Source organism: Chryseobacterium sp. KLBC 52, from assembly GCF_003347605.1.
In the GTDB taxonomy this organism is placed as follows: domain Bacteria; phylum Bacteroidota; class Bacteroidia; order Flavobacteriales; family Weeksellaceae; genus Chryseobacterium.
This window is the reverse complement of record NZ_QDFZ01000005.1, coordinates 266,926-278,995: the sequence shown is the minus strand read 5'-3', so window position 1 is coordinate 278,995 and position 12,070 is coordinate 266,926. Positions and strand designations below refer to the sequence as shown.

Genomic DNA, 12,070 nt, shown 5'->3' with positions numbered 1-12,070 from the left:
GCTAATCCTAAGGCGATAATAATCCAGATCGCAATGAAAAGTTCTCTTTTTAAGAAGAATGTTTTGGATACAAGATCTGCTTTAGACAAGAATTTCAATGCTAATGCCAGTTCTACGAATCCTAAAACAACTTTTACCGTATTCATCCATCCTCCGGATTTCGGAAGACTTTGTAATGCCTGCGGGAATAATGCCAGCAATCCAAAAATAATTGCCCATGCCAGCCCGAATCCTGCCAACGCAAAAGTCAACAGCATCGGAACGTTGGATGAACCTGTTACTGCGCTTCCCAGTAAACTTCCTAAAATAGGTCCTGTACATGAGAAAGAAACAATTACCAGGGTCAATGCCATAAAGAAAATACCGATAATTCCTCCTGCCTCTTCTGCTTTGGAAGATTTGTTGGCAATAGAACTTGGTAAAGTAATATCATAATACCCGAAGAAACTTCCGGCAAAGAAGATGAATATGATAAAGAACGCAATATTCAGCCATACACTGGTCGAAATCTCGTTGAAGATATTTCCGGCGATTCCATCAATAATATGGAAAGGAATACTTAGTAAAACGAAGATAAGAAGAATGAAAAACCCATAAATAAGAGCATCCCTTTTCCCTTTTGCTTTGTCCTTACTTCCTTTTGTAAAGAATGAAACGGTAAGTGGAATCATCGGGAAAACGCATGGCGTAAGCAAAGCAATTAATCCTCCGATAAATCCTAAGAATAGATACGTCCAGTAATTTTCATCCACCTTGGTAGAGGCGGTACCACAATCCGTCAATGGTTTTTTGAAATTAATACTTTCAATTTTCAGCTGCTTGGGATCCAGTTTTGAAGTTTCTGTGATCGTAGCTTCTGTTTTTGCAGGATTTTCAGTTACCGTCTCCGTTATTTTTACAGAGTCTTTTGCAGGACCTGCAGTTTCCTCGGTCGTAGCCTCTTCCGTTACTCCTTTTGGCGTAACTTTTTGATTGAATTCTAAAGTATTGGGAGCGAGACAAACTCTGTCGTCACAGGTCTGATACGTAATCTCAGAAGTGACATCTGCGGGTTTTGTCGGATCTTTTAATTTAAATTTCTGCTTAAATCCTGCAGAATTGGAGTAGAAAACAATTGTTCCTCCAAACGCTTCAGAAAATTCTTCATGCTTTTTACCTACTTCGGTAAATTTTCCGATCAACTCGATATTCTTTCCTGTTACTTTATACTCGGTCGGAATTCCGGTATCTTCCGGTAGATCTTTAGAGTAAATGTGCCATCCGCTTTCCATAGTAGCATTCAATACCGCTTCGTATTGATTATTCCCCAGGTCGTTGATGGTGAATTTAAACTTTACAGGATTTTTTATCTGTGCATTAATTCCTATTGTTAAAAATAGCAGAATTAATAAAAAACAATTTCTAAATTTCATTTCAAGACTTATTTTTGATTAATTACAATACAAACTTAAATACACTTTATCAGTAAAATTGTTAATCGATATTTAACTAGTGTTAACTAGTGTTAACCACTGTAAATCAAAGGGTAAATAAATTGTACATTTGTGATACAAAAACATGTTGACAAACTTTCTTACTCTAACCTTAATTGCAGAATAAAAAGTGAAAAAAAAATTTAGAAAAGTATTTTTAATTGTTTCAATTACAGCCACCTCTATTTTGGTTTTCCAACTATACTGGGTCTATAATTCATATAAAACAACAGAAGAAAATGTAAAAAACAATATTGAGAATATATTGAAGAAAAGTATTGACATTTATGAATTAAAGCAATTTGATACATTGCCGGTAATAAAAGATGATGATTCTTTTCTATATTATGTTACGAAAAAATATCCTGTTCGGGGAAGTAAGAAGAATTTTTCAATAATGCAAGATATACAAATACCCGAAAATCAATTAGATAATGTGAAGAAAATTTTGTCTCAACTTATTTCATCAAATAAATCAATTGATTTAAAGGATTTAAAAAAGATATTGAAACAAGAGTTGGCTAAAAACAATATTCCTCTCGATTTTGATCTTACTTTTAGCAATAATCAAACACCCCTGAAAGAAACTTACTATGTACCCGTTCCATTTTCCAAAAAAGATTTGTTTATTAAAATTCAAGTTAAAAATTTAGATGGGTATCTGTTTAAACACAACTTAATTCCTTTATTAATTTCAATGGCTCTTATTGTTTTATCTGGGGGAAGCCTTTATTTTATGGCTCTTACTATAAAAAGACAATCTAAACTGGATGATGTTAAAAACGACTTTATCAACAATATGACCCATGAGCTCCGGACTCCGATATGCGTACTAAAATCATCAAATGAGGCCTTGTTAAACTTTAATGCAATTAATGATGTGGACAAGGCAAAAAAATACCTTACTCTCAATAATGATATTCTGAACAAGCTTGATCAAAATGTAGACAGGATACTGGATATTGTGAAATACAGTGATCGTTCAAGTTCTGCCAACCTTGTTGAAGTTCACTTAAATGATTTAATTCTAACCATTGTCAATAGATTTACTATTAACGAAGACATCAAAATAAAATATATCAATACACTAAAAGAGGACAGTTTTTACACTGATCCCTATATTATTGATACGGTACTTTCTAATTTGTTGGATAACGCGGTAAAATATGCAGGTACTACGGAAGATATTCTTTTGGAAGTTTCTCCAGCTAAAAATGGAATTCAGTTTTTAGTTGAGGATTACGGTAAAGGTATTAATTCCGAATACCTTCCTTATATATTTGATAAATTTTTCAGGGTTCCTACAGGAGATCTCCATGATGTAAAAGGTTATGGATTGGGTTTGAATTTTGTAAAGGAGCTTGTGAATACATTAAATGGAGAAATTACCGTTAAAAGCAAATTAAATTTGGGAACCACTTTTATTATAAAATTTCCACATATATGAATACAATAAAAGTTTTATTAGTAGAAGACGAAGCTATGTTAGCAATGATCATCAAAGAAACTTTAGAAATGAATGGTTTCGAAATAGACATTGCAGGCGACGGTGTAGAAGGCTGGACAAAATTTAAAAATAGACAGCCCGATATTTGTGTAGTGGATGTTATGATGCCCCGAAAGGATGGTTATTCTTTGGTTGAAGATATCAGGAAAATAGATGATCTGGTTCCTATTATTTTTTTAACAGCTAAATCACAAACTGCTGATGTTATAAAGGGATTGGAAATTGGGGCAGATGATTATATGAAAAAACCCTTTGGGATGGAAGAGCTTATGTTAAGAATAAAAAAATTAATAAGAAGATGTTCGGTAAATCAAGGGGAAACTAATACAGCCAACTTAGTGGATAACACAATTGGTAAGTTTCATTTTGATTTTAAAAAACTTGAAATTGTCCTGGGAAACATTACAATTGATTTATCCCAGAGAGAAGCCGAATTATTACATCTGCTGCTTATTAACAAAAATCAGGTACTGGAACGTAAAACAGCCTTGCTTAAACTATGGGGTGATGATAATATTTTTGCGGCACGAAGCATGGATGTCTATATAACACGACTGCGTAAATACCTGGCTCTTGATCCGACAGTAGAAATATTAAATATCAGAGGGGTTGGCTTCAAGTTAATTGACTGATACGATTTTCAAACTATTGGTCTCATTTTGCCTGAGCAATAATTGAGCTGTTCGCCAAAAAAATAAAGGGCGACCTTTCATATGCATATCTCTTGATGATCTTAAAAATAAAAACCGCCCTGAAAAGAGCGGTCTGTTTTTTACATGTAATGCTTGCTGACTAGCAAGTTGATCCGCACTCAAGTAATTTGATGTGGATTACCCCATTCACAACACATTGTGTCTGGCATAAAGCGTTAGTTACAACAGTGCTTACACCGCCAACTACTCCACCTACTGTAGATCCTACGCCAGTAACTACACCACCAACGATAGTACCTACACCGCCTACTACTCCACCTACTACGCCTCCTAGTCCACCTAGAAGACCGCCGATTGGATCTAGTAATCCATTACCTGAAATAGCTTTTAATTCGTTTCTGTCCAATTTTTTTAAGTTTTTCATAACTATAATTTTATATGATTATTACATCACGAATATATGAATAATAAGTTCATTATTACAAATTATTTTCAATAAATTAATTATATGTTTTTATTATTTAATATTTCATTAATATGATTGTGTTTTAATAAAAATATTGTTTTCACTTATATGTGATTGATTTTCTAAAAGTTAAAAATAATAACTCAATTTGTGGAATTTAGAGTTATTATTTTTGCATTAAATACTCTTTATTGATGTTTATTTTTCAATATTAATAGAAGCTGTGTCATTGAACCTGTAAATAAGCTTTTGGTAAGGAAAAACTGATCATTTGAAACACTCCCGTGGAGTCATTTTCAGGAAAATGGAAAAAAGAAAGCTAAAATTTGTGTTCTTCCGGTAGTAAAAATCTTTCTGTTTATTGATAACGGGATCAAATTTTGTATTTTTGCTGACATACTTATATCAATGTCAGTTTTTTCAAATAATATACGCTTTTTAAGAGCCAGGAGAAAGCTCTCCCAACAGAATGTAGCCGATGAACTCATGATTTCAAGAGTCCGGTACTCAAAATATGAAAACGGAATTTCTGAACCACCAATCGAGCTGCTGGTGAAAATTTCAAAATATTTCCACGTAAGTATTGACCTTATGCTGTCTGTAGATATTGAGAAGCATCCGATAGATGAAATGCTAAAGCTTCCCGATAACAGAATTGTTCTTCCGGTTGCGGTAGATAATCATGGAAATGATACGATAGAAATTATTCCTCAGAAAGCTTCAATGGGGTATCTGGAAGGTTATAGTGATATAGACTATATCGAAAGTCTTCAGCGTATTGCTCTTCCTTTTCTTACCAATGGAAAATACAGAGCGTTTCCTGCAGATGGAGATTCTATGCCCCCGTTCAGGAACGGATCATATATTGTTGGAAAATATGTAGAAGGAATCAATGAACTGAAGCAAGGTAAAACTTATGTTTTTGTGACCTTAAATGATGGAATTACCTACAAGCGTTTTAAAGAAAGAAAAGAAAATGCCATCTGTGTAAGTGCTGACAATTCATTTTATGAGCCTTATGATATTCCTTTTGAAGATGTAGTGGAAATCTGGCAGTATGCTTCAGGAATTTTCCCAGAAGATTTTGAACCAGGCGATTATGAAAGCTACAATTTTAAAGAGATGTTCCGTGAACTGAGACAGGATATCCGGGATCTTGATAAAAAGGTTTCAGGCCGACGCCGTAAACAATCTTAATATTTACAATAGTTATTAATATACTCCTGGTTTTTACTCCGGGAGTTTATTATAGATGAACTTCTCTTATTATAAATGATCCGATAGCTCAACCCACACGGGAGCATGATCACTACTTTTTTCCCAACTCCGTACATGACTGTCTACTCCACCGGAAGCCAGTCTAGGCTGAAGATATGGGCTTAATAGAATATGATCTAATCTCATTCCTGCATTGCGGTCGTACGCTTTATACAAATAATCCCAGAAGGTATAGACTTTCTCGTCCGGATAGAGACTTCGTATAGAATCAAGCCATCCTTTTTTCTGAAGATCTTTAAATGCTTTTCTCACTTCCGTTCTGTATAGCGCATCATTTTCCCAACGTTCAGGTTTATATACATCCATAGGTTCGGGAATGATATTAAAATCACCGATAAGGATGGCAGGGAGTTCCATTTTGATGAGCTGATTGGTTCGCCTCTTAAAACGTTTAATCCAGGATAATTTATAATCAAATTTAGGTCCGGGATAAGGATTTCCATTGGGAAGATACAGGCAGCAGATGACCATTTGATCAATAATAGCCTCTATATAACGGCTTTGAACATCGTCTGGGTCACCCGGTAAAGCTCTTTGCACCTCGGTGATTTCTCTGTTTTTTGCCAGTATAGCTACTCCGTTCCAGCTTTTCTGCCCTTTCCATATCGCCTGATATCCAGCTTTATTGATTTCCTGTACAGGGAAACGTTCCTGTGGAGCCTTTAGCTCCTGAAGGCAGACGATGTCTGGTGAAGCTTCCTTCAGCCATTTGAGTAAAACAGGAAGTCTGCCGTTGATTCCGTTCACGTTATACGTTGCTATTTTCATGATGAAGCTTTTTAAAAAATCAATTCTTTTTAATTACGACAATAATTATTCCATCATAAATATCTATTATCTGATGTTTTGTGGAATAATAATCTTAAAAAATAAGTTTTGATGAATAATCTCTGGGCTGAGAGATAAAAGTTCAATATATTTGTGATAAAGATGTAGCTCATTAATAATAAACCTCGATGAAAAGATATCAGACCTTTTTATTAGCATTACTTTTTCCCGTTACCCTATATAGCCAACAGAGTCTTACTGCTGATGAACTATTTGCTAAAGCCCGTACCACTGCTTTCGAACAGAAAGATTATGTTACATCTATTGCGCTGGCAAAAGAAGCATTGGAAAAAGCTCCCAATTATACTGATATTTCTGTTTTTTTGGGAAGATTATATACCTGGAACAAAGATCTGGCTGCAGCACGAGCCGTGTTTGAAGATCTCGGAAAAAGAGAGGTTCAGGATGAAGATTATTTCCTGGCGTATGCTTCATTGGAATACTGGAATGATCAGAATACCAAGGCTATCGAAATTATAGATAAGGGACTTTCTTATCATTCTAAATCTGAACCATTATTACTCCTGAAAGCAAAAGTATATTTTGGAATGGACAATTATGAGGAAGCTGATAAAGCGGTAACTACTCTATTAAGTATTAATCCAAAAAATACAGAAGCAAGGGCTCTTGCAGTAAGAATCACGGATCTGTCTTCTAAAAATGCTATTGGAATTATTTACAACTATTCCCATTTTGACAGGCAGTTTGATGATGACTGGCATATTGTAGGGGTAAGTTATAAGAGAATTACACCTATTGGTTCTGTGATTCTTCGTGGTAACTATGCGAACAAATTTGCACAAGGCGGTACACAAATTGAGTTGGAGGCGTATCCAAGACTTTCCAAAATGTTCTACCTTTATGTAGGCGGAGGATATTCTGATGATGTAGGTCTGTTTCCGAAATACCGTACCGGAGTTTCCCTGAACGCCAATCTTCCTCATAGTTTTGAGGCAGAACTGGGATACCGTCAGCTTCATTTCAGCAACAACATCTGGATGTATACTGCAGCTGTAGGAAAATACTACAAAAATTTCTGGTTCAATCTCCGTACTTACATAACGCCTGACAGCAAAAACATCTCCCATTCTTATACAGGAACGGTGCGTTATTATACTAAAGGAGCTCAGGACTATTTTGCTTTTCAGATCGGAACCGGGATAAGCCCGGAAGAATACCGAAATAACCTTCTGGAAAATGAGACCTTTAAGCTTAAAACCTTTAAAGTAGGTGCTGAGTATAATTTCTCTTACCGCTCCGTCAATCTTTTTTCTGTAGGAACCATGTATTACAACCAGGAATTCCGTCCGGGGGAGAAAGGAAATCAGTTTGATATTACTTTAAGCTATACCCGAAAGTTTTAAAACTTTGATTTTGTTTTTTTCTTAAAGTTGACCATGACCGAATCCGGCATTAGTTTTTTCGTGGAATAAAACTGAGCATTCATGCTTTTATACTGATTGAACCTTCCGTTGATTTTACTCATGGCCGCGGCATCATTGGAATTATCTTCCTCCATGTCTTTAAGGGTGAAAAGCTGTCCATCGTGAATATAATACTTCTCAGATACAAAATCTATAAGCTGGTTTTTACTCTGCATCATCGGAATTCCGGCCTTGCTGACTTCAGAATCTGCGGAGAAGCCTCTTCCCACCCACGTTACTGTAGAAGGGGTAGTGATTTTATAATTATTTCTGTAGTAGGCTAAAATAGAAGGTGCAATATCAAAATGACTTACTGTTTTATGAAAACGTTTTGATTCTTTTAATAAGGGTGAATAGATCAATAAGGGCACATGGAATCTGTCAATTTTAGATTCTAAAGTAATTTCAGGCATACTGTGATCTCCTGTAATGACAAAAATAGTGTTTTTGAAATCCGGGCGTTTGCTGTAATTTTCAAAGAAACCTTTCATGGCATCATCAGCGTTCAATACGGAGATGAGCTGATTTTTGTGCGCGGCTGCCCATTTTTTCTGTTCTTTGGTTAAAATCCCTGAGTTAAGCCTTTGGTTGTACAACTTTTCATAATAATCCTTATTGTTGATTAAAAAAGGATTATGGGTTGAAAGTGTAAGTATCATATTGAAATACGGCTGATTCTGTGGTTTCTGCTGCTGCTGCATTTTACTTAAAACAGCCTGATCTTCATAACCCCAGCTCTCCCCGTTGTTGGCAGGAAGCTTACGGTAAGGACTAGCGAATGAGGCTTCATCTACAATATGATCTACCCCACTGTAGTCCAGGAATTCGCGGTAGCGGTCAAATGATACATGACCTCCGTAATAAAATCCTGTTTCAAATCCGTTTGCTTTAAGGATATTATAAAGATTGAAATTCTCCGGTGTTTTTTCTATTTCAAGGAAGCCGTTCTTTCCGAAAGGAAGTGACCCCGTCAATGATGGTAATGCTCCGAATGTTCTTCCTGCTGAGCTTAAACTGTTTTCCCAATACAGCCCTCTACTGGATAAGGAATCAAGATAAGGGGTGAAGTTGCCGATATATCCTTTCGGGGATGTATACGCATGTCCGAAGCCTTCCATAACAAGAAAAACAAGATTGGGGACTTTCTCAGACCTGTTGAAGTAAGATCCCAGAAAGTCTGGTGTGATTTCTTTTCTCCAGAACGGAAAGTTTTTATCGATCATTTCCGCATTGGTCGTGAAATTTTCATTATTGCTCAGCAATTCAGTAAGTTCCGGATGGTCGCTGATGAAATTTTCTTCGTTGGATTTAAAGAAATATGCCCATTTACTTTTTGCCGCATTTTGATTAAACTCACTTTCGGAATTCAAAACCTTTGCTCCTACTAAACTGGAAGGAATAAAGAATGCTGCTAACCCGAAAATCAATAGTATCATTCCTGGATAGATTGATTTTAACGCTGTTTTACCGGCAATCCATAAAGGAACAAGAGAAGCCGCTATCAAAATTCCCAGTAATGCAAAGTTTTTAAAGTTGAGCATTCCGCTTGCCTGCAAAATCTGTTTCATCTCTTCTTTGCTGTAGTATAAAAGATCTGCACCTAATACGTTACGGCTTTCAGAAAAATACAGGAATAAGATATACTGTGTAACGGCTACAACAACCAGGGTTAGCACTCCAAGGATCCTTGCCCAGCCTTCTTTGATAAAATTAATAATCAGATATAGAATTCCAACACAGAAAGTCAGCTGCAGTGCAAATAAGATATTTTCAAAGAAAAGACGGCCAATAATGGCTGATGTTTCAAATTTTGGAAAGGTATATTTGTACCATAGAGATTCTGCGGTTACTCCTATTAAAAATAAAGCAAAGAAAACCAGGGCCAGCATTCCCCATTTTTTGAGTCCTACCTGGAGAATAGCATATATTCTTTCTTTAAGTGGTAAATGCTGTGTGCTTTGATTGAACCCTTGCCTTGTCATTTCACCCCAGCCATGAGATTTTTTGAAATAATCTATAAATCCGTTAACGCCTGCTTTTACCACAATAGGATGAAAATAAAAAGGTTCGGAAAAAGCGGTGAAAATTAATCTAAAGAAGTCTTTTCTTTTGGTATAGACCTGATGGCTTACGAGATCCACCAGTATCGCATAGATGGAATATAAGAATCCCATTGAAATCACAAGGGCGAACAGAACGATAAAGAACGGCCAGTTGATAATTCCGAGCAATAAAAAGATGATAAAGATAATGTATCCAGAAAATTCGATGAGCGGACCGAGAAATTCAAAGAAGAACCAATAAGGAAGACTTACCATCCCTAGTTTTTTATACTTCGGATTGAACATCATTTTTCTGTGTTTCCAAAGGGTTTCCATGGTGCCGCGCATCCATCTGTTTCGCTGTTTTCTAAGAATATCTTTGGATTCGGGAACTTCTGTCCAGCATAGAGGATCCGGAATAGTAAGTACTTCGTAAGGCTTATTTTTTTCCTCCATGTACTTTCTCATTCTTACCACCAGCTCCATGTCCTCTCCTACTGTGTTTTTATCATAACCGCCGCAGGCCAGTACAATTTTCCGGTCAAAGACTCCGAAAGCACCGGAGATCAAAATCAGTCCTGATGCTCTGGACCATGCCATACGTCCAAGTACAAAAGCCCGGATATATTCTAATGCCTGTGTTCTTCCCAGCAGGGTTTTCGGCATATTGACACTTACTACTTTTCCGTTTTCAATGACGCAATTGTTGGCCAGACGAATCACTCCACCGCAGGCAATGAATTTTTTGTCGGTCTGTTCCAGCATTGGTTTTGCGAGTTTTAAAATCGAATCCTGCTCGAGAATACAGTCAACATCAATGCAGACCAGGTATTCACCGGAAGAAATATTAACGCCGACATTCAAAGCATCGGCTTTTCCTCCGTTTTCTTTATCAACAACAATCAGTTTTTTGAAAGCCGGATTTTTACTTTTATACACTCCTCTTACCGCATTGGTTTCTATTTTTCCCTGAATAAAATAAGCTACAGACTCAAGTTCGTAAGCTTCGATCAGCTTTTGAATGGAATCATCCTTACTTCCGTCATTTACAATAATAATTTCAAGATTATGATAGTAAAGAGATAAGAGGGAACGTACATTTTCCACAATGGTCATTCCTTCATTATATGCCGGAGCAATAACACTGAATACCGGAGCATTGGGATTGGCCGCAATGATGCTGTAGTCTGTAAATGTATTTTCTTTTTTATAACGCAATACAGCGCCAAGCGCATAGATTCCTATCCAGCCATAGATAAGGGTTACTGCTGTTCCGTAAACCAAAAACAGCCAAATAACAACTTCATAGATGATGTGTGAGAATTCTAACATACTTTTTCCTGTAATGCGTATTTAATAATTTGAATGAGTTCTTCTGAAGAGGTTTCTTTTTGAGATATTTCTGCCAGGTATTCCTGTTGCTCCAAAGCGCACAAAGCTTCTGCGGCATTCACCTTTATCCCTGAATCAATATTGTTCACTAATTGGTTTTTCAGAAAATCCGTGCTGTATTGGTCTTTCGATTTTTTCATGACTTTCAGAATCTCTTTCTGTACTTCAACCGGCTGATCGGGATATGTTTCCATAAGATGAGCAATGGTGGAAGAATTTTCCAGTGATAATAAAGTTTGTACTGCCTGTATTCTTACATCAACAGATGGATGATCCAGTAGGCCGGTTACTATAGGATATAGTGATAATATCTGAAATTTTCTTAAAAGTTTAAGGGTAAAAATAACTACGGACTCATTAGGACTTTCCATCCAGCTTTTAATACTTTCATCAGAATTCTCGGGAATATGCGTTATCGAAATAAGCAGGCGGAGCTGCTGCCATTCTGATATTTTGGAGGAAATGCTGTTCAGGAAATGAAGACCTTCGAATCCTTTAAAGTTAACCATTGCATATTGCGCCTCCTGATACACCTGAGCTGAAGGATGGCTTAAAAATGTAGAAATCTTTGGCAATGCTTCTTCCACGTGCATCGCAGTAAGTTCCTGTAATCCTCCTGCAATGATATGTTCTTTTTTTTGATTGAGTTTTTTCAGTGCTTCTTCCTGAAGACCATATTCACGGAATAAGTCTTTAAGTTTATTTTGCGCTGCTCCGGAAAATTTTTTCTCGGATTCTGCCAGTTTCTGAAGGAATAAATTTCTGAATGAAGGACTACCGGAAGATGCTGAAAAGTTAGTGTCTGCAAGCATTTCCTCTTCACCATATACAATCACTTCTGAGATTTTTTTATTGATCACTTCAGACCATCTGAAGGCCTGAACCGATTCTCTGTACTGATAAAAGCTGTAAATCAGTACAACGATGATCAGTAAGAGTACTAAGGATAGCATTCCCAGAAAAACAAGAAAAAGAAAATGCACAGAAGTGGTGAGAAACATGGTTGCA

9 protein-coding genes are annotated in these 12,070 nt (G+C 36.4%); 4 read left to right on the top strand and 5 right to left on the bottom strand.

The window, feature by feature from the left end:
* Nucleotides 1-1,412 (bottom strand): protein-disulfide reductase DsbD family protein (locus DDF69_RS07585; protein ID WP_114820249.1); only part of this gene is annotated, 1,412 nt, incomplete at its 3' end.
* Nucleotides 1,413-1,602: 190 nt separating this feature from the next.
* On the opposite strand from DDF69_RS07585, the gene DDF69_RS07580 reads away from it, so the two are divergent.
* Entirely contained in the window at nucleotides 1,603-2,919 is a 1,317-nt protein-coding gene (locus tag DDF69_RS07580; protein WP_114820248.1) for a sensor histidine kinase, read from the top strand.
* Nucleotides 2,916-3,611, top strand: a complete 696-nt coding sequence (locus DDF69_RS07575; RefSeq protein WP_114820247.1) for a response regulator transcription factor — start codon at nucleotides 2,916-2,918, stop codon at nucleotides 3,609-3,611. The genes DDF69_RS07580 and DDF69_RS07575 overlap by 4 nt, the downstream gene beginning before the upstream one ends.
* A gap of 160 nt (nucleotides 3,612-3,771) precedes the next feature.
* Here the strand turns inward: DDF69_RS07575 and DDF69_RS22020 are convergent, their stop codons facing one another.
* Nucleotides 3,772-4,056, bottom strand: a complete 285-nt coding sequence (locus tag DDF69_RS22020) for a bacteriocin-like protein (protein WP_002979306.1) — start codon at nucleotides 4,054-4,056, stop codon at nucleotides 3,772-3,774.
* 450 nt (nucleotides 4,057-4,506) lie between these two features.
* Here DDF69_RS22020 and DDF69_RS07565 point away from each other — a divergent pair, with 450 nt between their 5' ends.
* The gene (locus tag DDF69_RS07565; protein WP_114820245.1) at nucleotides 4,507-5,295 is read left to right on the top strand and encodes an XRE family transcriptional regulator; all 789 of its coding nucleotides are present in this window, start codon (nucleotides 4,507-4,509) and stop codon (nucleotides 5,293-5,295) included.
* A 69-nt stretch (nucleotides 5,296-5,364) separates the two neighbouring features.
* On the opposite strand, the gene xth is transcribed toward DDF69_RS07565, so the two are convergent.
* On the bottom strand, nucleotides 5,365-6,144 hold the full coding sequence (xth, locus tag DDF69_RS07560; RefSeq protein ID WP_114820244.1) for an exodeoxyribonuclease III: 780 nt from the start codon (nucleotides 6,142-6,144) through the stop codon (nucleotides 5,365-5,367).
* A gap of 188 nt (nucleotides 6,145-6,332) precedes the next feature.
* Here xth and DDF69_RS07555 point away from each other — a divergent pair, with 188 nt between their 5' ends.
* A complete protein-coding gene (locus DDF69_RS07555) occupies nucleotides 6,333-7,568 on the top strand; it encodes a YaiO family outer membrane beta-barrel protein (RefSeq protein ID WP_114820243.1) in 1,236 nt (411 codons plus the stop codon).
* On the opposite strand, the gene DDF69_RS07550 is transcribed toward DDF69_RS07555, so the two are convergent.
* Nucleotides 7,565-11,002 carry a sulfatase-like hydrolase/transferase gene (locus DDF69_RS07550; protein ID WP_114820242.1) on the bottom strand — a complete coding sequence of 1,146 codons (3,438 nt, stop codon included), beginning with the start codon at nucleotides 11,000-11,002 and terminating at the stop codon, nucleotides 7,565-7,567. The genes DDF69_RS07555 and DDF69_RS07550 overlap by 4 nt on opposite strands.
* Nucleotides 10,996-12,063, bottom strand: a complete 1,068-nt coding sequence (locus tag DDF69_RS07545) for a HEAT repeat domain-containing protein (RefSeq protein ID WP_114820241.1) — start codon at nucleotides 12,061-12,063, stop codon at nucleotides 10,996-10,998. Before DDF69_RS07545 ends, DDF69_RS07550 begins: the two co-directional genes overlap by 7 nt.
* Nucleotides 12,064-12,070: the final 7 nt, after the last annotated feature.

Excerpts from the sequence above, each read along its gene's own strand:
- DDF69_RS07550 (WP_114820242.1), bottom strand. The coding sequence starts at position 11,002 with ATGTTAGAATTCTCACACATCATCTATGAAGTTGTTATTTGGCTGTTT.
- DDF69_RS07565 (WP_114820245.1), top strand. The coding sequence starts at position 4,507 with ATGTCAGTTTTTTCAAATAATATACGCTTTTTAAGAGCCAGGAGAAAG.
- DDF69_RS07545 (WP_114820241.1), bottom strand. The coding sequence starts at position 12,063 with ATGTTTCTCACCACTTCTGTGCATTTTCTTTTTCTTGTTTTTCTGGGA.
- xth (WP_114820244.1), bottom strand. The coding sequence starts at position 6,144 with ATGAAAATAGCAACGTATAACGTGAACGGAATCAACGGCAGACTTCCT.
- DDF69_RS22020 (WP_002979306.1), bottom strand. The coding sequence starts at position 4,056 with ATGAAAAACTTAAAAAAATTGGACAGAAACGAATTAAAAGCTATTTCA.
- DDF69_RS07555 (WP_114820243.1), top strand. The coding sequence starts at position 6,333 with ATGAAAAGATATCAGACCTTTTTATTAGCATTACTTTTTCCCGTTACC.
- DDF69_RS07575 (WP_114820247.1), top strand. The coding sequence starts at position 2,916 with ATGAATACAATAAAAGTTTTATTAGTAGAAGACGAAGCTATGTTAGCA.